This window comes from Azospira sp. I09, assembly GCF_009177135.1.
Lineage (GTDB): Bacteria > Pseudomonadota > Gammaproteobacteria > Burkholderiales > Rhodocyclaceae > Azospira > Azospira oryzae.
This window is the reverse complement of sequence record NZ_AP021844.1, coordinates 1,499,667-1,519,554: the sequence shown is the minus strand read 5'-3', so window position 1 is coordinate 1,519,554 and position 19,888 is coordinate 1,499,667. Positions and strand designations below refer to the sequence as shown.

At 66.0% G+C, this 19,888-nt stretch carries 20 protein-coding genes; 18 read left to right on the top strand and 2 right to left on the bottom strand.

Annotation, left to right across the window (positions count from 1 at the left end):
- Window positions 1-41: 41 nt before the first annotated feature.
- The 10 genes from AZSP09_RS07010 to AZSP09_RS06965 all read left to right on the top strand — a co-directional run bounded on the left by AZSP09_RS07010 (window position 42) and on the right by AZSP09_RS06965 (window position 9,747).
- Window positions 42-1,025 carry a hypothetical protein gene (locus AZSP09_RS07010; protein ID WP_152089583.1) on the top strand — a complete coding sequence of 328 codons (984 nt, stop codon included), beginning with the start codon at window positions 42-44 and terminating at the stop codon, window positions 1,023-1,025.
- Window positions 1,022-2,413: a nitrous oxide reductase family maturation protein NosD gene (gene nosD, locus AZSP09_RS07005; protein ID WP_152089582.1), complete on the top strand. Its 1,392-nt coding sequence runs from the start codon at window positions 1,022-1,024 to the stop codon at window positions 2,411-2,413. The genes AZSP09_RS07010 and nosD overlap by 4 nt, the downstream gene beginning before the upstream one ends.
- Window positions 2,410-3,282, top strand: a complete 873-nt coding sequence (locus AZSP09_RS07000; protein WP_152089581.1) for a 4Fe-4S dicluster domain-containing protein — start codon at window positions 2,410-2,412, stop codon at window positions 3,280-3,282. The genes nosD and AZSP09_RS07000 overlap by 4 nt, the downstream gene beginning before the upstream one ends.
- A 1-nt stretch (window position 3,283) precedes the next feature.
- Entirely contained in the window at window positions 3,284-4,249 is a 966-nt protein-coding gene (locus AZSP09_RS06995) for a NapH/MauN family ferredoxin-type protein (protein WP_152089580.1), read from the top strand.
- Between the two features lie 102 nt (window positions 4,250-4,351).
- Window positions 4,352-5,221, top strand: a complete 870-nt coding sequence (locus tag AZSP09_RS06990) for an ABC transporter ATP-binding protein (protein ID WP_014238313.1) — start codon at window positions 4,352-4,354, stop codon at window positions 5,219-5,221.
- Complete coding sequence (locus AZSP09_RS06985) at window positions 5,218-5,652, top strand: protein NosL (protein WP_130458920.1); 435 nt, start codon at window positions 5,218-5,220, stop codon at window positions 5,650-5,652. The genes AZSP09_RS06990 and AZSP09_RS06985 overlap by 4 nt, the downstream gene beginning before the upstream one ends.
- Window positions 5,653-5,676: 24 nt before the next feature.
- Complete coding sequence (locus tag AZSP09_RS06980; protein ID WP_014238311.1) at window positions 5,677-6,504, top strand: ABC transporter permease; 828 nt, start codon at window positions 5,677-5,679, stop codon at window positions 6,502-6,504.
- The gene (locus AZSP09_RS06975; RefSeq protein WP_014238310.1) at window positions 6,504-7,022 is read left to right on the top strand and encodes a TlpA family protein disulfide reductase; all 519 of its coding nucleotides are present in this window, start codon (window positions 6,504-6,506) and stop codon (window positions 7,020-7,022) included. Before AZSP09_RS06980 ends, AZSP09_RS06975 begins: the two co-directional genes overlap by 1 nt.
- 248 nt (window positions 7,023-7,270) lie before the next feature.
- A complete protein-coding gene (gene ybaL, locus AZSP09_RS06970) occupies window positions 7,271-8,971 on the top strand; it encodes a YbaL family putative K(+) efflux transporter (protein ID WP_130458919.1) in 1,701 nt (566 codons plus the stop codon).
- Window positions 8,972-9,093: 122 nt separating this feature from the next.
- The gene (locus AZSP09_RS06965) at window positions 9,094-9,747 is read left to right on the top strand and encodes an oxygen-insensitive NAD(P)H-dependent nitroreductase NfsB (protein WP_014238308.1); all 654 of its coding nucleotides are present in this window, start codon (window positions 9,094-9,096) and stop codon (window positions 9,745-9,747) included.
- An 84-nt stretch (window positions 9,748-9,831) separates the two neighbouring features.
- On the opposite strand, the gene icd is transcribed toward AZSP09_RS06965, so the two are convergent.
- Together icd and AZSP09_RS06955 are read right to left on the bottom strand one after the other, a co-directional pair.
- Window positions 9,832-11,058 carry an NADP-dependent isocitrate dehydrogenase gene (gene icd, locus AZSP09_RS06960; RefSeq protein WP_152089579.1) on the bottom strand — a complete coding sequence of 409 codons (1,227 nt, stop codon included), beginning with the start codon at window positions 11,056-11,058 and terminating at the stop codon, window positions 9,832-9,834.
- 371 nt (window positions 11,059-11,429) lie between these two features.
- Window positions 11,430-13,670 (bottom strand): NADP-dependent isocitrate dehydrogenase, encoded by a 2,241-nt coding sequence (locus tag AZSP09_RS06955; protein WP_014238306.1) that lies wholly within the window; start codon window positions 13,668-13,670, stop codon window positions 11,430-11,432.
- Between the two features lie 225 nt (window positions 13,671-13,895).
- Between AZSP09_RS06955 and aceK the strand changes: the two genes are divergently transcribed.
- The 8 genes from aceK to AZSP09_RS06920 all read left to right on the top strand — a co-directional run bounded on the left by aceK (window position 13,896) and on the right by AZSP09_RS06920 (window position 19,878).
- Entirely contained in the window at window positions 13,896-15,656 is a 1,761-nt protein-coding gene (aceK, locus tag AZSP09_RS06950; protein ID WP_152089578.1) for a bifunctional isocitrate dehydrogenase kinase/phosphatase, read from the top strand.
- Between the two features lies 1 nt (window position 15,657).
- Window positions 15,658-16,323: a pseudouridine synthase gene (locus tag AZSP09_RS06945; RefSeq protein ID WP_152089577.1), complete on the top strand. Its 666-nt coding sequence runs from the start codon at window positions 15,658-15,660 to the stop codon at window positions 16,321-16,323.
- A complete protein-coding gene (locus AZSP09_RS19930; protein WP_014238303.1) occupies window positions 16,262-16,420 on the top strand; it encodes a hypothetical protein in 159 nt (52 codons plus the stop codon). Before AZSP09_RS06945 ends, AZSP09_RS19930 begins: the two co-directional genes overlap by 62 nt.
- Window positions 16,421-16,514: 94 nt before the next feature.
- Window positions 16,515-16,973 (top strand): DUF192 domain-containing protein, encoded by a 459-nt coding sequence (locus AZSP09_RS06940; protein WP_152089576.1) that lies wholly within the window; start codon window positions 16,515-16,517, stop codon window positions 16,971-16,973.
- Window positions 16,970-17,515: a chorismate--pyruvate lyase family protein gene (locus tag AZSP09_RS06935; RefSeq protein ID WP_152089575.1), complete on the top strand. Its 546-nt coding sequence runs from the start codon at window positions 16,970-16,972 to the stop codon at window positions 17,513-17,515. Before AZSP09_RS06940 ends, AZSP09_RS06935 begins: the two co-directional genes overlap by 4 nt.
- Window positions 17,516-17,572: 57 nt before the next feature.
- Window positions 17,573-18,151, top strand: coding sequence for an SRPBCC family protein (locus tag AZSP09_RS06930; protein WP_152089574.1), 579 nt, complete (start codon window positions 17,573-17,575; stop codon window positions 18,149-18,151).
- Between the two features lie 166 nt (window positions 18,152-18,317).
- Window positions 18,318-18,629, top strand: a complete 312-nt coding sequence (locus tag AZSP09_RS06925) for an STAS domain-containing protein (protein ID WP_152089573.1) — start codon at window positions 18,318-18,320, stop codon at window positions 18,627-18,629.
- A 64-nt stretch (window positions 18,630-18,693) separates the two neighbouring features.
- A complete protein-coding gene (locus AZSP09_RS06920; protein ID WP_152089572.1) occupies window positions 18,694-19,878 on the top strand; it encodes a SpoIIE family protein phosphatase in 1,185 nt (394 codons plus the stop codon).
- The last annotated feature ends 10 nt before the right edge of the window (window positions 19,879-19,888 follow it).

The following is a 19,888-nucleotide window of genomic DNA, read 5'->3' as shown; positions in this document are numbered from 1 at the left end:
GTCGCCGGTAAGCGGGGCTGCTTTTCGAGAGACAGCAGAACATGGATACCCAAACCAAACAGACTCGCCTGGTCCAGGGACTGACCCTGATCGCCCTGGTGGCCATGGTGGCCGCCTATTTCGCCCCCATCTGGTGGGTCTCCCTGACGGCACCGAACTACCCCAAGGACGCCTTTCCTGACGGCATCCGCATCCACTTCCATTTCGATGGCGTCTACAACGGCTGCAAGGCGGCCGGGGTCGGCACCCGCATGGCCAACGAAATCATCCAGCAGGACCTGGACGAAAACACCGAGCGCTACAACCCCATCCTGGATGCCAAGAAGGACGTGAACAAGGGGGCCCAGGGCCTGGACTGCGTCCACGAGATGAACACCATCAACCACTACGTGGGCATGTTCCCCATCGCCACCGGTGCCCCGGTGGAGAAGCCCCTGGCCAAGTTCTTCTTCGGCTTCTTCGCCGTCATGCTGGCCGGCTTCATGGTGACCAAGCGCAAGACCCGCATCCTGGTCCTGTCCGCCGGCTTTGCCGCCGTTGCCGCCTGGATGCTGGTGGACCAGTACGTGCTCGGCCATCTGGCCAGCCACGTCGAAGCCTACGTCCAGGAGGCCGGCACCTTCTTCAAGGAACCGGAGAAGATCAAGGCCTGGGGCGATAACGTCACCCTCATCAGCCACATCGTCATCGTCGGCCTGATCCTGGTCATGGGCATCGTCGTCGCCGGCGTTGCCAAGGTGCGCAATTTCAGCCTGCTGCTGGCCCTGGTGCCGGCCCTGCTGCCCCTCTTCTTCGTCGTCACCTACGCCGCCTGGCTGTGGTTCTTCGGCCACAACCTGCACCCCTGGGGCGCCTTCACGGTGAAGCCCTTCATGCCCACCGTCTTCGGCGAAGGCAAGGTGGCCCAGTTCTCCACCTACTCCTATCCCTACTGGGGTTACGGCCTGCTGGTGCTGATGTTCCTCAACCTCATGCCGGCCCTGCTGATCCGGCGCAAGCAGGTGCGCGAGGGGGCTGCCGAGTGAGACGCCTGCTTGCAGTCGCCGCCTCGCCGTTGCTGGTGTGGGCGGCGGTAAGCGTTGCCGTGGGAGACCCGGATTACGCCCTGCGGGCCCTCGGCGCCGCCACCGATACGCCGGCAGCCGCATCCAGTGCGGATGACGGCATGGGCAAGCCTGCCGGCAGCGCCTGGGGCGCCTCCGGCGAGAAGGTGCCCCTGCCCACGGTGCCGGCGGTGGCCGGCATTCCCTGGTTCCAGGATCTGGTCAATCAGGCTCCCGAAGGCTCGGTGCTGAAGGTGCCGGCCGGCAGCTATTCCGGTCCGGTGGTGGTGAACAAGCCCCTGACCATCGAGGCCCAGGGCCAGGTCATCATCGACGGCGGCGGCAAGGGCACGGTGTTCGTCCTGGATACCAGCGGTGCCGTGCTGCGCGGCGTGCATCTGACCAATTCCGGCGGTTCCCACGACAGCGACGACGCCTGTCTCAATGTGCGCGGCGACCGCAACGTGGTCGACCAGGTACGCATCACCAACTGTCTTTTCGGCATCGACCTGAAGCAGTCCAACGACAACAAGCTGACCCGCAACTACATCCGCTCCAAGCCCTTCGACCTGGGCCTGCGGGGCGACGGCGTGCGCCTCTGGTACAGCAAGAACAACCTGCTGGAAGGCAATGAAATCGAGGATTCCCGGGACATGGTGGCCTGGTATTCCGACCATAACGTCTTCCGCAACAACGTCAGCCGGCGCAGCCGCTATTCCATCCACTTCATGTTCGCCCACGAGAACACGGTGGAGGGCAACCGCTTCTACGACAACGCCGTCGGCGTGTATCTCATGTACACCAACGGCGCCTACATCCGCAACAACACCATCTCCCATGCCACCGGCGCCACCGGTATGGCTGTGGGCCTGAAGGAGGCCAGCAACACGGTCATCGAGGGCAACGAAATCCTCTACTGCTCCACCGGCATCGGCACCGACCTGTCGCCCTTCGAGCCCGGCTCCAAGACCGAGGTGCGCAAGAACCGCTTCGCCTTCAACGGCATTGCCGTCAGCTTCGTCTCCGACCGGGAGGGGAGCGTTTTCGAGAGCAATGTCTTCGAGGGCAACCTGGCCGACGTGGCCGTGGCCGGGGGCGGCGGTGCCGCCCATAACCGCTGGCACGGCAACTACTGGGACGGCTACCAGGGCTTCGACCGCAACAACGACGGCGTCGGCGACACGCCCTACGAGGATTACGCCTACGCCGACCGCCTGTGGATGGAAGTGCCCTTCGCCCTCTTTTTCAAGAGCGCCCCCATGATGGAATCACTGGATTTCCTTGAGCGCCTGGCTCCCTTTTCAGACCCCGTGCTGATGGTGCGGGACGAAGCCCCGGTGTTCAAGAATCCCCGGAGGAAAGCACCATGAGTGACAACAACCCGGAATCCGATACGCCTGCCGGCAATGCTGCCAAGCCCGCCGGCTCCGCCAAGCAGCGCACTGCCCGCCGCCGCTTCATCCGCAGTTCCCTCCTGACCGGCGGCATCGTCGGCCTAGCCCTGCTGGGCTATCTGCCCGTGGCCCGGGCCAGCCGCACCCGCCTGCGTCCTCCCGGCGCCCTGGATGAAAAGGACTTCCTCGCCTCCTGCATCAAGTGCGGCCAGTGCGTCCAGGTCTGCCCGGTGCAGGCCATCAAGCTGGGCGATCTCACGGACGGCTACGGCATCGGCGTGCCCCACATCGACGCCCGGGAGCAGGCCTGCGACTTTTCCTGCGATGCCGGCCAGTGCATCCTGGCCTGTCCCACCGGCGCCCTCACCTACGACAAGCCCGGTTTCCTGGCGGTACGGCCCGGCGCCCACCTGGCCCGTCTGCCCATTCTCAAGGCCAAGGAAAAGGACCCGGAACCCACCCTCAATCTCAAGGAACGCATGGGCCTGGCCCGCCTGGCCCAGCCCCAGATCTGTCTGGCGGCCCAGGGCAAGGGCTTCAAGGGGCAAGCCCGGGGCGCCGGCTTCAAGGGCACCATGCGCTACATGGATGTGGACCGCTGGAAACCCATTCCGGTGGCGGACCATCCCTACGAGCGGGAACTGTGCGACCTGTGCGTCACCGAATGCCCGATCAAGGACGCCATCCGCCTCAAGTTCGTGGACAACGGCGACGGCGTCAAACGGGCGGCGCCGGAGGTCCTGGAACAATGCGTCGGCTGCGGCGTCTGCGAAATGATCTGCCCCGTGGAAGCGGGCGGCATGGCCGCCATCGTGGTGGACGAACGCAAGACCTGGGAGGCCTGAAATGAAAAGCTTCAAGGAAAAGCTCTTGGTCATGCTCGGCCGGGAGCCGCAAAAGCCCGCCGCCTACAGTCCGGAGGCGGAACAGATCCACAAGCTGAAGCGCCTCAACAAGGCCGACTTCGAGGCCATGAAGCAGCACACCCGGGAGCACCAGCTGCTGCAGCACAAGTGGCGCAACCGCCGCTGGGCCGTGCTCATCGCCGTGAACCTGCTCTTCGTCGTCTCCTTCTGGCTGGACATCCAGATGCTGGAGGGGGCCCTCACCGCCTCCCGCTTCGTCGGCTTCCACCTGATCGACCTCAACTCCGCCCTGCAGGTGATGCTGGCCCACAAGCACATCATCGTGAACCTGCTGATCGGCACCGCCACGGTGTTCTTCCTCTGGGTGTTGCTGGGGGGGCGCACCTTCTGCTCCTGGGTCTGTCCCTACCACCTGGTGGCGGAATGGTTCGAGGCCCTGCACCTGAAGCTGGTGGAAAAGAAGTGGGTCACCGACCATGAGTTCCACCGGGGCACCCGCACCGTGTTCTGGGTGTTGTTCTCCCTGCTGGCCATCGTCACCGGCTACACCGTGTTCGAGACCCTGTCGCCCACGGGCATCCTTTCCCGGGCCCTTATCTACGGCCCCAGCCTGGCCCTGGCCTGGATCTTCCTGCTGCTCCTGTTCGAAGTTTTCTACTCGCGCCGGGCCTGGTGCCGATATGTTTGTCCCATCGGCCTGACCTACGGTATGGTGGGCACCGTGTCGCCCCTGCGCATCGTCTACCGCCTGGACAAGTGCTTCCATGAAGGCGATTGCCGCAAGGTCTGCCTGGTGCCCCACGTTCTCGACGTGGTCATCAAGGGCCGGGCCGAGGAGGCGGTGATGTCCATCGGCCCCGACTGCACCCGTTGCGGCCTGTGCGTGGACACCTGCCCCAGCGGCGCCCTGACCTACGGGGTCAAGGGCCTGGACAAACTGCTTTAGGAAAAATGGAGCCGAAGGAGATAAATATCAAAGCGCCGCAGCCCGGGCTTTGGCATCCTGCGGCCTTGGCCCTGTAACGCTTTGCGAGAAATCTCCTTTCCCATGATCCGTTTCGACAACGTCAGCAAGATCTTCAAGAAGGCCCAAGTGCTGGCCGGAGTCAGCCTGGACATCCAGCTGGGCGAGCGCATTGCCCTGATCGGCTCCAACGGTGCCGGCAAGACCACCCTGATCCGCTGCCTGCTGGGGGAATACACCTACGGCGGCGAGGTCAGCATCGACGGCAAGGCGCCCCGGACCCATCGGGCCGACGTGCTGGGCAAGGTAGGCTTCGTGCCCCAGCTGCCGCCGCCCCTGAAAATGCCCGTGGGCCAGCTGGTGACTTTCGCCGCTGCCGTGTGCAAGTCCGATCCCCGGCGCATCCACGCCATCGCCGACCGCCTCGGCCTGGATGTGGACGCCATCGCCGCCCGTCCCTTCAACCGCCTTTCCGGCGGCATGAAGCAGAAGCTGCTGATCGCCATCGCCCTGGGGCGCGACACCCAGGTGCTGGTGATGGACGAACCGGCCGCCAACCTGGACCCGGAAGCCCGCCACATCTTCTTCCAGCTCTTGGCCGAGCGCCAGGACAACTGCACCATGATCATTTCCAGCCACCGTCTCGACGAGGTGGCGGCCCTGGTGAACCGGGTGATCGAGATGGACATGGGCAAGGTAGTGCTGGACGACCGGGTGGCCGACGATTCCGGCATGGATACCCTGCTCGACTGCCATGTGGACCTGCGCCGGGCCGACCCGGCCATCGCCAAGGCCCTGGAAGGCTGGGGCTTCGCCGCCCGCAACGAGGGCCTCTCCTGGCACGGCCAGGTGGCCGGCCCGGACCGCCTGCGCTTCCTCGGCATGGTGTCCCGCTACGTCGGCCTGCTGACCCGCATCGACATGCAGGAGGTCACGGGAGTGACCCTGCAATGAAGCGCCGCACCTTCCTCTTCTCGGTGCCGGCCGGCGTTTTCGTCTCCCTCGCCGGCTGCGGCGGCCAGCCCAGCAGCGGCCCGGTGGAAATCAAGTGGGACCGGGACGGCTGCACCCGCTGCGGCATGGCCATCAGCGACAAGGCCTACGCGGCCCAGATCCGCGATCCCCACAGCAAGAAGGTCTACAAGTTCGACGATTTCGGCTGCGCCATTTTCTGGAGCGAGCACCAGCCCTGGTCGTCGGACCCGCGCATGGAATTCTGGATCGCCGATTCCCGCGACGGCCGCTGGCTCGACGCACGCAAGGCCTATTACGTGAGCGGCAAGCGCACTCCCATGGCCTACGGCTTCGGTGCCGTGGCCGACAAGGTGGAGGGCAGCATCGGCTTCGACGAAGCGAAGAAGCAGGTCCTCGCCAAAGGCAAATAAAAACACTCAGGGAATAGGACAGCAATGAAAACCCTCTGGCTCACCGCCAAACTCGACATCGTGGAATCCCTGCGGGCCCGCTGGTTCCTCATCTACAGCCTGGTCTTCGGCGGCATCGTGGCCCTGCTGTTCGCCTTCGGTCTGACCGAATCCCGGGTCCTGGGCTTCATCGGCCTGTCCCGCCTGCTGGTGACCTACATCCAGCTGGCCATGGCCATCCTGCCCATCTTCGTCCTCGTCACCACCGTGCGTTCCGTCGCCGGCGACCGGGAGGCCGGGGTCTTCGAATACCTGCTGTCCCTGCCCGTGGGCCTGGCGGCCTGGTTCTGGGGCAAGTTCCTGGGCCGCTACGTCACCATCTTCCTGCCGGTCTTCGTCGCCATGCTGGGCGCCGTGCTGTGGGCCCTGATCAAGGGCATCGAAGTGCCCTGGGGCATGTTCGTCTATTACACCGCCCTGCTGGCCGCCATGGCCTGGTGCTTCCTCGGCATCGGCATGCTCATCTCCACCCTGGCCCGCAGCACCGACGTGGCCCAGGGCACGGCCTTCATGGTCTGGCTGCTGATGCTGGTGTTCCTCGACCTGATCCTGCTCGGCGTCCTGATCCAGGGCCAGGTCAGTCCGGAAACGGTGATCGGCATCGCCCTGGCCAACCCCCTGCAGGTGTTCCGCACCGCGGCCCTGGCCCTCTTCGATCCCCAGTTGATCGTCCTCGGGCCCTCCGCGTACGTGATCCTGGATACCTTTGGCGTTCTCGGTTACAAGGTTTATGCTTTGGCCTATCCGGTTCTCCTGGGCAGCGCTGCGGCCCTGGCCGGCTTCCTGACTTTCCGCAAAACCGACCTGCCCTGATGCCCATGCTGCCCTTGCGTTCCTCCCTCGCCGCCCTGGCCTCCGCCCTGCTGTTTGCCGCTCCCCTGGCGGCTGTTGCCGAAGAGCAGGCCTCCGCGGCGCCGCTCTTCGCCGCCAGTTTTCCCGATACCGCCGGCGAGAAGGTGAATCTGGAGCGCTATCGGGGCAAGCCCCTGGTGGTGAATTTCTGGGCCCGCTGGTGTGGCCCCTGCCGCAAGGAAATTCCCGATCTGGTGAGCATCCAGAACAAGTACAAGGCCAAGGGCCTGACCATCGTCGGCGTGGCGGTGGAAGAGGGCAAGGAGGCGGTGAAGGAATTCGCCTCGGCCTACGAGGTGAATTACCCGGTGCTGGTTTCCGGCCTGCAGCCGGGGCTGGACCTGATGCGCCAGCTGGGCAACGAGAAGGCCGGTCTGCCCTACACGGTGATCCTGGACCGCCAGGGCCACATCGTCGCCCGCAAGCTGGGCGGCATGAAGCTGGAAGACCTGGACAAGGCCCTGGCGCCCCTGTTCTGAGCGGCGGGCCTCGCCCCGCTGTTTTTCCCCCGACTTTTCCTGGCCGCACCGGGTCCCCGGCGCGGTGCCTGCCGTCCGTTTGTCCGGCGTTTCCCTGATCCAGCCGCGGCGCCCTTCGTGGGACAATGGGCTTCGCCGGGCGAAAGGTCAGCGCGTGTCGGCCCGATCCCGGCGGATGTCGAGGGGAGGGGAGTGCGTGGCCGCCTGTTTGGCGCTAGTCTGCTAACACTCCCCGCAAGGACCGCAACATGCCCCACGACATCAGCCTCATCACCACCGTGGCCGCCGGCTTCGGCCTGGCCATGATCCTGGGCTTCATTGCTGCCCGCCTGAAGATTCCCCCCCTGGTCGGCTACCTCATTGCCGGCATCATCATGGGCCCGGCCACCCCGGGCTTCGTCGCCGACGTGGAGCTGGCCGGCCAGTTGGCCGAGATCGGCGTCATGCTGCTGATGTTCGGCGTCGGCCTGCACTTCTCCCTGGAAGACCTGATGAATGTGCGCCGCATCGCCGTTCCCGGCGCCGTGGTGCAGATCACCGTGGCCACCGCCCTGGGCACCGTGCTGGCCATGTACTGGGGCTGGTCTTTCGGCGGCGGCCTGGTCTTCGGCCTGGCCCTCTCCTGCGCCTCCACCGTGGTGCTGCTGCGGGCCCTGGAGACCCGGGGCATCCTGGATTCGGTGAATGGCCGCATCGCCGTCGGCTGGCTGGTGGTGGAGGACCTGGTGTGCGTCCTGGTGCTGGTGCTGATGCCGCCCCTGGCCGAGCTGCTGGGCGGCAGCGCTGCCGATGCCCACGGCGCCGGCGGCAGCCTGTGGGGCACCCTGGCGGTGACCCTGGCCAAGGTGGGAGCCTTCATCGCCCTCATGCTGGTGGTGGGGCGGCGGGTCTTCCCGCGCATCCTGTGGGCCGTGGCCCGCACCGGCTCCCGGGAGCTGTTCACCCTCTGCGTCATTGCCGCCGCCGTCGGCGTGGCCTACGGCTCGGCCAAACTCTTCGGCGTTTCCTTCGCCCTGGGCGCCTTCTTCGCCGGCATGATGATGCGCGAATCCGATTTCGCCCACCGGGCGGCGGAGGAATCCCTGCCCCTGCGGGACGCCTTCTCGGTGCTGTTCTTCGTCTCCGTCGGCATGCTCTTCGATCCCCAGGTGCTGCTGCAGGAACCGGGCAAGGTGCTGGCGGTGGCCGCCGTCGTCATCGTCGGCAAGACGGTGGCCGCCATCCTGCTGGTGCTGGCCTTCCGCTATCCCCTCAACACCGCCCTCACAGTCGGCGCCAGCCTGGCCCAGATCGGCGAGTTCTCCTTCATCCTGGCCGGCCTGGGCGTTGCCCTGGACCTGCTGCCCAAGGCCGGGCAGAGCCTGATCCTGGCCGGGGCCCTGATTTCCATCGCCTTCAACTCCGTCGTCTTTGCCGCCATCGGTCCGGCCCGCAAATGGGCCCTGGCCCATTCCGCCCTGGCGCGGCGCCTGGAGATGCGGGAAGACCCGACGGCCGCCCTGCCGACCACGGTGGAAGAGCATTTCCTCTCCGGCCAGGTGGTGCTGGTGGGCTACGGCCGGGTCGGCCGGCGCATCGCCGAGGCCCTGGATGCCCAGAAGATTCCCTATGTGGTGGCCGAGCAGCACCGCCAGGTGGTGGAGAAGCTGCGGGAGCGGGGGGTGCCTGCCGTCTCCGGCGATGCCTCGGACCCGGCGGTGCTGATCCAGGCCCATATCGCCCGGGCCGGCATGCTGGTCATCGCCACGCCCGACACCCTGGACGTGCGCAAGATCGTGGACATGGCCCGCACCCTAAATCCGGCCATCGAAGTGGTGCTGCGCACCCACTCCGAGGAGGAGGCCGGCCTGCTGCGCCAGGAGAGCCTGGGCACGGTCTTCATGGGCGAGGACGAACTGGCCAAGGGCATGGCCCGCCACGTGCTGGCGCGGATGGGCAAGGGCGCCTGAGGGGCGGCCGGCGCCGGCCCCGAGTCGGGAGGTTGGCCGGCCGGGAATTCCCGGCCTTTGCTTCGGCCCCGGGCGGCGGTATGCTCCCGGGCAAATTTCTTCCCCTATTCCCAGGAGCTTCCATGAACATCGCCCAGGTAGCCGCACAACGCTACACCACCAAGGCCTTCGATCCCAGCCGCAAGATTGCCGCCGACGATCTGGCGGCCTTGCGCACCCTGCTGCGCAATGCCCCGTCCTCCGTCAATTCCCAGCCCTGGCATTTCGTCATCGCCGGCAGCGACGCTGCCAAGGGCCGCATCGCCGCCACCCTCACCGCCGATTTCCCCTACAACGAGCCCAAGGTGCGCAATGCTTCCCAGGTGGTGGTGCTGTGCGCCCGGGAAAGCCTGGATGAAGGCCATCTGGCGGCCATCCTGGCGCAGGAGGAGGCAGACGGCCGCTTTGCCAACGCCGAGGCCAAGGCAGCCCAGGCCAAGGGCCGGGCCTTCTACGTGGGCCTGCACCAGCAGCAGCTGCAGGACGAGGCCGCCTGGATGGACCGCCAGGTCTATCTGGCCCTGGGTACCCTGCTGCTGGGGGCCGGCGCCCTGGGCATCGATGCCTGCCCCATCGAGGGTTTCAGCCCCGAGGCCGTGGACGAGGCCCTGGGCCTCAAGGCCAAGGGGCTGCGCAGCCGGGTCATGGTGGCCCTGGGCTACCGCAGCGAGGACGACTTCAATGCCCGCCTGCCCAAGTCCCGCCTGCCCGAGAGCGCCGTCATCAGCGAGATCTGACGCGCTTCTCCAGCCGGTCCCGGCTGGCAGGCAGAAAGAAAAAGCCCCGCATGGCGGGGCTTTTTTTGTGGCCGCAGCGGCGGCTTACATGCGGGCGATCATGGCCTCGCCGAACTCGGAGCAGGACACTTCCGTCGCCCCTTCCATGAGCCGGGCGAAGTCGTAGGTCACCACCTTGTCGCCGATGGCCGCTTCCATGGACTTGATGATGAGGTCCGCCGCCTCCTTCCAGCCCAGGTGGCGCAGCATCATCTCGGCGGAGAGGATCAGGGAACCGGGGTTCACCTTGTCCTTGCCGGCATACTTGGGCGCCGTGCCGTGGGTGGCCTCGAAACAGGCGTACTGGTCGGAGATGTTGGCGCCGGGAGCGATGCCGATGCCGCCCACCTGGGCCGCCAGGGCATCGGAGATGTAGTCGCCGTTGAGGTTGGTGGTGGCGATCACGTCGTACTCGGCCGGGCGCAGCAGGATCTGTTGCAGGAAGGCGTCGGCGATGGCGTCCTTGATGACGATGCCGTTGGGCAGTTTCTGCCACGGACCGCCGTCGATGTCGACGCCGCCGAACTCGCGCTTGGCCAGGGCATAGGCCGTGTCGCGGAAGTTGCCTTCCGTGAACTTCATGATGTTGCCCTTGTGCACGATGGTCACCGACTTGCGGCCGTTGTCGATGGCGTACTTGATGGCGGCGCGCACCAGGCGCTCGGTGCCTTCGACGGAGATGGGCTTGATGCCGATGCCGGAGGATTCTGGGAAGCGGATCTTCTTCACCCCCATCTCCTCCTGCAGGAACTTGATCACCTTCTTGCAGGCCTCGGAGCCGTGGGCCCACTCGATGCCGGCGTAGATGTCCTCCGTGTTCTCGCGGAAGATCACCATGTTGCACAGCTCGGGCTGCTTCAGGGGGGAAGGCACGCCCTTGAAGTACTGCACCGGGCGCACGCACTGGTAGAGGTCCAGCTCCTGGCGCAGGGCCACGTTGAGGGAGCGGATGCCGCCGCCCACCGGGGTGGTCATGGGCCCCTTGATGGAGACCGAGTATTCCTTGAGAGCGTCGAAGGTTTCCTTGGGCAGCCACTCGTCGGCACCGTAGATCTGGGTGGATTTCTCGCCGGCGTAAACCTCCATCCAGTGGATTTTCTTCTGGCCGCCATAGGCTTTTTGCACGGCCGCATCCACCACCTTGATCATCACCGGGGTGATGTCCACGCCGATGCCGTCACCTTCGATGAAGGGAATGATGGGGTTATTGGGAATGGGCTGGCCCGGGATGATCTTCTGCCCGCCCTGAGGGACTTTGATGTGTGAACTCATTTCCTTAGCTCCATGAGAGATGAGAGTTGTTATGTGAGCGCAGGGTTTTGCGTTGAAACCCCGTCGTGATCATGCCGGGCGAGGGCCGTGGGCCAGGAGAAACTCAGGCCGGCACCGGGGCATTATGTATGAAAAACGGGGAGGGGGGACAGACGCCCATCCAGGGCCGGGACATGGGGCTGGCGCCGGCGGAAATCGGGTGTTGTCCACCGGGAAGCTGGCGGGGAGAGGAGCAGAGAAGGGGGGCGGAAGAGAGGCGGAACGGGAGGGTGCGTCCGGCAGGTGGCAAGGCCGGTGCCGACACAAGAAAAACGGCCCGGCCAAACCCCGGGACGGGGGCTGGACCGGGCCGTGGGCCGGGCAGGTGCCGATCAGGCGGCGCTGGCGGCCTGCAGCAGGCTGTTGAGGGTGGCGCTGGGGCGCATCACGGCGGTCACCTTGGCCTGGTCGGCCAGGTAGTAGCCGCCGATATCCACGGGCTTGCCCTGGACCGCCTTCAGCTCGTCCACGATCTTCTGCTCGTTTTCGGCTAGGGACTTGGCCAGGGGGCCGAACTTGGTGGCCAGGTCCTTGTCCTCGGACTGGGCGGCCAGGGCCTGGGCCCAGTACAGAGCCAGGTAGAACTGGCTGCCCCGGTTGTCCAGCTCGCCGGTACGGCGGGAGGGGGACTTGTTCTCGTCCAGCAGCTTGCCGGTGGCCTCATCCAGGGTCTTGGCCAGCAGCTTGGCCTTGGCGTTGCCGGTCTTGATGCCCAGCTCTTCCAGGGACACGGCCAGGGCCAGGAACTCGCCCAGGGAATCCCAGCGCAGGTGGTTTTCTTCCACCAGCTGCTGCACGTGCTTGGGCGCGGAGCCGCCGGCACCGGTTTCGTACATGCCGCCGCCAGCCATCAGGGGCACGATGGAGAGCATCTTGGCGGAGGTGCCCAGTTCCATGATGGGGAACAGGTCGGTCAGGTAGTCGCGCAGGATGTTGCCGGTGACGGAGATGGTATCCAGGCCGCGGGCGACCCGTTCCAGGGTGAAGCGCATGGCGCGCACCTGGGACATGATGTGGATTTCCAGGCCGCTGGTGTCGTGATCCTTGAGGTACTTCTCCACCTTCTTAATCAGCTCGGCCTCGTGGGGACGGTAGGGGTCCAGCCAGAAGACGGCAGGCATGCCGGAGTTGCGGGCACGGGTGACGGCCAGCTTGACCCAGTCGCGGATCGGCTCGTCCTTCACCTGGCACATGCGCCAGATGTCGCCTTCTTCCACGTTCTGGGACAGCAGCACTTCGCCGGTGGCCAGGTCCACAATGTTGGCGATGCCGGCTTCGGCGATTTCGAAGGTCTTGTCGTGGGAGCCGTATTCCTCGGCCTTCTGGGCCATCAGGCCGACGTTGGGCACGGTGCCCATGGTCTTGGGATCGAAGTTGCCGTGCCACTTACAGAAGTTGATCATCTCCTGGTAGATGCGGGCGAAGGTGGATTCAGGCATCACGGCCTTGCAGTCGTAAGGCTTGCCGTCGGCACCCCACATCTTGCCGCCGCCGCGGATCATGGCGGGCATGGAAGCGTCCACGATGATGTCGTTGGGGGAGTGGAAGTTGGTGATGCCCTTGGCGGAATCCACCATGGCCAGACGGGGACGGTGCTCTTGGCAGGCATGCAGGTCGCGGATGATCTCGTCGCGCTTGGATTCGGGCAGGGTGTCGATCTTCTCGTAGAGGGTGGCCATGCCGTTGTTGACGTTGATGCCCAGCTCGTCGAACAGCTTGCCGTGCTTCTCGAAGGCTTCCTTGTAGTAGATCTTGACGCAGTGGCCGAAGACGATGGGGTGGGACACCTTCATCATGGTGGCCTTCACGTGCAGGGAGAAGAGGATGCCGGCCTGGCGGCAGTCTTCCAGTTCCTTCTCGTAGAAGTCGCACAGGGCCTTCTTGCTCATGAACATGGAGTCGATGATCTCGCCGTCCTTGAGGGCCACCTTGGGCTTCAGCACGATGGTCTTGCCGCTCTTGGTGACCAGCTCCATCTTCACGTCCCGGGCCTTGTCCAGGGTCAGGGACTTTTCGCCGTGGTAGAAGTCGCCGTGGTCCATGTGGGCCACGTGGGTCTGGGACCAGGGCTTCCATTCACCCATGGAGTGGGGGTGCTTCTTGGCATAGTTCTTGACGGCGGCGGGGGCGCGGCGGTCGGAGTTGCCTTCGCGCAGCACCGGATTCACGGCGGAGCCCAGGCACTTGCCGTAGCGGGTCTTGAGGGCCTTTTCCTCGTCCGTGGTGGGGTTTTCCGGGTAGTCGGGGATGGCGTAGCCCTTGGCCTGCAGTTCCTTGACGCAAGCCACCAGCTGGGCCACGGAGGCGCTGATGTTGGGCAGCTTGATGATGTTGGTGTCGGGGTCCTGGGTCAGGCGGCCCAGTTCGGCCAGGTTGTCCGGAACCTTCTGGTCGTCGCGCAGGTAGTCGGAGAATTCGGCCAGGACACGGGCGGCCACGGAAATGTCGCTTTCGGCGATTTCAACGCCGGCCGGACCGGTGAAGGTGCGGATGATCGGCAGAAAAGCACAGGTCGCCAGCAGGGGCGCCTCATCAGTGAGCGTGTAAATGATCTTCGACTTACCAGCAGACATGCTAATCCCTCACATAGTTCGTAGTTAAAGGTGCGGACAACTCTTATATATATTATATCACCCGGTGCAATCTTATTGCGTACCGTGCAATGAATGCCGTGGGGATGGATGCCCGCCTTTCCCTCCCCAGGGCCCCTCATGGAGCCTGTCCGGGCCCCATTTCCGCGGGAGGCGGGGCTGGCCGGTGCTAAGATTTCCGCTTTCTTCCGCGTCCCGCCCGTGCCGATGGACATTTCGACCGCCGCCACCGCCAATCGCATCGCCATTGCCCTCATCGACGGCTTCAACAAGCATTACCGGCTGTTCCGCCAGACCAGCCGGGAGGCCAAGTTCCGTTTCGAGTCCGGCGACTGGCTGGCGGTGCACAAGGCGGTGAAGGATCGCATCCGTTTCTACGACGACCGGGTGGAGGAGTGCGTCGAGCGCCTGCGCGACGAATTCCGGGCCGAGGCCCTGGACGACGCCACCTGGCAGCAGGTGAAGCTGCTCTACATCGGCCTGCTGCTCAATCACAAGCAGCCGGAGCTGGCGGAGACCTTCTTCAACTCCGTGTGCTGCAAGATCCTGCACCGCACCTATTTCCACAACGACTTCATCTTCGTGCGGCCGGCCATCTCCACGGAGAACATCGAATCCAATCCGCCCACCTACTCCAGCTACTACCCGGGGGAGGGCGGCCTCGGCCAGACCATGCGCCAGATCATCCTGGACTTCGACTGGCAGCGGGATTTCGAGGACCTGGAGCGGGACGTGGACTACCTCTACCGCACCATCCAGACCCATCTCGGAGGCGAACTGCCGGCCCGGGAGGCCAACTGCCAGATCCAGGTGCTGTACTCCGCCTTCTACCGCAACAAGGGCGCCTACATCATCGGCAAGGCCATCAACGGCAACCAGGAATACCCCTTCGCCATCCCGGTGCTGCACACCCCGGGTGGCAAGCTCTATCTGGATACCATCCTGCTCGACGCCTGGCGCATCTCCATCCTCTTTTCCCTGTCCCGGGCCTATTTCATGGTGGATATGGAAGTGCCCTCCGGCTACGTCCAGTTCCTGCGCTCCATCATGCCCGGCAAGCCCCGCTCCGAGCTGTACACCATGCTGGGGCTGGGCAAGCAGGGCAAGACCATGTTCTTCCGCGACCTCATCTACCACCTGCGCCATTCGGAGGACAAATTCATCGTCGCCCCCGGCATCCGGGGCCTGGTGATGCTGGTGTTCACCCTGCCGTCCTTCCCCTACGTCTTCAAGATCATCAAGGACGTCTTCGGCAGTTCCAAGGAAGTAGACCACGCCACGGTCAAATACAAGTACCAGCTGGTGAAGCAGGTGGACCGGGTGGGGCGCATGGCCGACACCCTGGAGTTCTCCTACGCGGCCCTGCCCCGTTCCCGCTTCGATCCGGCCCTGCTGGAGGAGCTGCGGCAGCAGGTGCCCTCCCTCCTGGAGGAGGACGGAGAAGACCTGATCATCAAGCACCTCTACATCGAGCGGCGCATGACGCCCCTCAACATCTATCTGGACAACGCCCCGGAAGAGAAGGTGGAAGCGGCGGTGAAGGACTACGGCAACGCCATCCGGGAACTGGCCATCGCCAACATCTTCCCCGGCGACATGCTGTGGAAGAACTTCGGCGTCACCCGCTACAACCGCATCGTCTTCTACGACTACGACGAAATCGAACACATGACCGACATGAATTTCCGGGCCATCCCGGAAGCCCCCTATCCGGAACTGGAAATGTCCGGCGAGCCCTGGTATTCCGTGGCCCGCAACGACGTCTTCCCGGAAGAGTTCGCCACCTTCCTGCTCGGTTCCCGGCCGGTGCGCCAGGCCTTCCTCAAGCACCACCGGGACCTGCTGCAGCCCGAATTCTGGCAGGCGGCCCAGGAGCAGATCCGCCAGGGGCGGGTGGAGGACTTCTTCCCCTATCCGGAAGAACTGCGCTTTAGCCGCCTCTACGCCGCCGGCGGGGAAAACGCCTGAGATGGCCCGCATCCTCCTCTTCAACAAGCCCTACGGCGTCCTCTCCCAATTCACCCCCGAGGGCCGCTGGCAGGGCCTCAAGGACTACCTGGAGATGCCCGGCGTCTATCCCGCCGGCCGCCTCGACGCGGACAGCGAAGGCCTGCTCCTGCTCACCGACGACGGCGTCCTGCAGGCCCGCATCGCCGATCCCCGCTACAAGCTGGAAAAGACCTACTGGGTGCAGGTGGAGGGCGTACCGACGGAATCCGCGCTGCAAGCCCTTCGCCAGGGGGTTGCCCTGAAGGATGGCGTCACCCGGCCGGCCCAGGCCAGGCTCATGGAAGAACCGCATGGATTGTGGCTGCGGGAGCCGCCCATCCGCTACCGGGCCGCCATCCCCACCAGCTGGATCGAACTGAAAATCCGTGAGGGCAAGAACCGCCAGGTCAGGCGGATGACAGCCAGCGTGGGCTACCCTACGCTCCGGCTCATCCGGGCCGCCATCGGCCGGGCTTCCGTGGAAGGCCTGGCCCCGGGAGAGTGGCGTCTGCTGCAGGGCGGTTTTGCCGACCTGGCGCCGGACGGCGCTCCCGGCCGAACCCCATCCCCTGACGGAGTTGCAAATGAAAAAAGCCCTACTGCTCGCCCTGACCCTGGCCTTCGCCCTCGGCACCGGCGTCGCTGAAGCCGCCACCCATGGCCACCACGCCAAGAAGGCGAGCCATGCCAAGCACGTCAAGCCTGCCAAGGCCGCCAAGCACCACGCCAAGCGCCACCACTAAGCCGCCGCGGCCGGTCCGGCAGGCTTGCGGCCTGCCCGGCCCGGCGCTGCGCAAAATAGGGCAGCCGCTGCCGGCTGGCCTATAATTCCGCCCCATGCATACCACCACCCTTTCCCGCTCCCTGGGCGCCGCCCTCGCCCTGGCAGCCGCTGCCTGGTGCGGCAGCGCCCTGGCCGAGATGGGCCGCCTGGAACTGACCGCTGGCTTCCACCGCATCGAGGCCGAAGTGGCCTACACCGATCCGGACCGCCAGCAGGGCCTGATGAACCGCCGCAGCATGGCGGCCAACCAGGGCATGCTGTTCGTCTTCCCCTTCCCGGCCCGCCACTGCATGTGGATGAAGAACACCCTGCTGCCCCTTTCCGTCGCCTTCCTCGATGAACAGGGCCGCATCATCAACATCCGCGACATGCAGCCCCAGACCGAGAACAGCCACTGCGCCGACAAGGACGCCCGCTTCGCCCTGGAGATGAACCAGGGCTGGTTCGCCCAGCGGGGCCTCAAGGCCGGCCTGACCCTGGGCGGCATCGAGCGCGCTCCCGCGCCGCGATGATCCCGGCCCGCGCCGCCTGGCGTTCGGCCCTGCTGCAACGCGGCCGGGCCCCGGCCCCGGCCCTGCGTCCCTGGCTGGAGGAACGGGGTTCCCTCACCGCCCGCATCCGTGCCCGCTGCGACCGTTTCCGCGTGCAATGCCTGCGCCAGTGCCTGGCCCCCATCGGCAGCGAAGAGGCGGCCTGCCTCGGCCTGCCCGCCGGCACCCGGGTCTGGATGCGGGAAGTGCTGCTGCTGGCGGACGAGGTGCCGGTGGTCTTCGCCCACACCGTCATGCCCCTGGCGCCGCGCCATCCCTTCGATCAGCGCTTTTTCGCCCTGGGCCAGCGTTCTCTGGGCAGCCTGCTCTTCTCCGACCCCCGCATCGCCCGGGGCCGCCTCGAATTCCGCGCCCTGGACCGGCGCCACCGCCTCTACCGCAGCGCCGAGGCCGCCCTCGGCCCCCAGCCCGGCTGGCTGTGGGCCCGCCGCTCCCGCTTCGGCCGCGGCGCCAAGGGGCTCCTGGTGAACGAGGTCTTCCTCCCCGCCGTGCTCTCCCTCTGAACATTCTTTTACACGGCCCGGTCAGACCCGGGTCAGGGCCCGGCGCAAGAATGGGCCATGGATTCCTGCCGCCGCCTCCTTCTGCGGGCCCTCTCCCTGCTGCCGCTGGCCCCCGGCCTGGTCCTCGCCGGCGCCAATGCCCCCGTCCGCATCGACGAAGATGAGATCCAGGTGCGCCGCCAGGGCGAGACGTGGACGGTGGAGGCGCAGTTCGTCGTGCCGGTGCCGCCGTCCGTCGCCTGGGAAGTGCTGACGGACTTCGACAACATGGCCGCCATCCTCACCAATCTCAGCAGCAGCCGGGTGCTTTCCCGCCAGGGCCAGGTGCTGCAGGTGGAGCAGAAGGGGAGGGCCCGCTTCGGCATTTTCTCCTTCGCCTTCGAGTCCCTGCGGGAGATCACCCTGACGCCCCGGCGGCGCATCCAGGCCCGCGGCCTGGCCGGCAATACCAGGCAATTCGAGAGCGACATGGTGCTGGCGCCCCTGGACGGCGGCACCCGCTTTTCCTACCGGGTGGCGATGGTTCCCGACTTCTGGCTGCCCTCCCTGCTGGGGCCGTCCCTGCTGCAGCACGAGCTGGCCGAGCAGTTCAACGCCATGGCGGCGGAGATGGAAAAGCGGTTTGCCGTACGTTGATGGCAGGGGCTTGACGCGGGGGCGGCGGCGGTAGCCTAATGACCCTCCGGCCCGCGCCATATAACGCTGAGAGACATTTCCAGGGAGGCACTGGGTCGGGTGAATGGCTCAATCTTGCCCGGAGGCCGGCCCCGCCTGCCTCCCGGGAGTTTCAGGGGGATAAGAAATGGACAACCAAGCTGAAATCCGCCAGCCGGATGGCGAGTGTTCCCTGGTCCTGGAGGGCCGCCTGGATTACTCCAACACCGTCAATTTCCACAGCCGCTGCAACAGCCTGATCGCCATGCCGGAAGCCAGCCGAGTCATCCTCGACTGCGGCAAGCTGACCTACATCGACAGTTCGGGCATCGGCGCCCTCATGGTCATCAACGACCGCGTCACCCGGGAAGGCAAGTCCCTGGAGCTGCATAACTGCAGCAGCGACGTCAAGAAAGTCCTCAAGCTGGTCAATTTGCACAAGGTGCTCAAGCTGGTCTGACGCCGCCGTGGCGGGCTCCGGCCCGCCGGCGACCGTTCCGATCCGGAGTGGCTGGAGGGCTTCCGTGTCCCATGCGTCCGACCAGGGCAGCCCCGGGCTGCCCGCCGGCAGCGGGTGTCCGTGGCGGACGCCCCGGCGCCCCATCGTCCTCATCGTGGACGACGCCCGGGAAAACGTCGAAGTGCTGGCCGACTGCCTGCAGTTCGAATACGACCTGCGCTTCGCCTACAACGGTCCGGAAGCCCTGGCCTGCGCCGTGGACGAGCCGCCGCCGGACCTGATCCTGCTCGACGTCATGATGCCGGGTATGGACGGCTACGAGGTGTTGGACCGGCTCAAGTCCGATCCGGCCACCGCCGCCATTCCCGTGGTTTTCGTCACCGCCATGACCGCCATCCGCGACGAGGTCCGGGGCCTGGCCCTGGGGGCCGTGGATTTCATCGGCCGCCCGGTCAGTCCCTCCATCGTGCGCGCCCGCATCCGCAGCCATGTGGCCCTGGCCGAGGCGCGGCGCCAGCTGGCGGAGCAGAACCAGTGGCTGATGCACGAGCGCTGCCTGGCCGAGGACATCCTCACCCGGCTGCGGGAGACCGAGACCTTCGATCCCCACAAGCTGCGCTACGTCCTTTCCTCGGTGGACCGCAGCAACGGCGACATGCTGCTCTCCGCCATGACCCCGGACCGGCGCCAGTGGGTGCTGGTGGGCGACATCTCCGGCCACGGCCCCGCCTCCGCCGTGGTGGCGCCCCTGCTGGGCCACGTCTTCTATTCCCAGGCGGCGGAGAACGGCGATGCCGAGGCCCTGCTGATCGAACTCAACCGGGTCATGTTCCAGCGCCTGCCGCTGCAGATGTTCATGGCCTTCGCCCTGGTGGAGGTGAATGCCGCCCGGGACCGGCTGCGGGTGTGGAACGGCGGCATGCCCGGCTGCTTCAACCGCAGCGGCCGGGGCAAGCTGACCCTGGTGGGCTCGGCCTACTATCCCCTCGGCCTGCAGCCCAACCTGGGGGAGACGGAAGCGCCGACGGAACTGGTGTTCCACCCCCGGGACCGCTTCTACCTGTTCACCGACGGCTTTTGCGAGTGCGAGGACGAGAGCGGCAAGGCCTTCGGCGAGGAAGCCATCTTCGCCCTCCTGGCGGAGCCGGGGCCGCGCCGCTCGGTGCAGGGCATCTGGCTGGCGGCGGCCCGCTACCACGGCAGCGACCAGTTCCGCGACGACCTGACCCTGGTGGAACTGCGTCCCTGAGGGCCGGGCG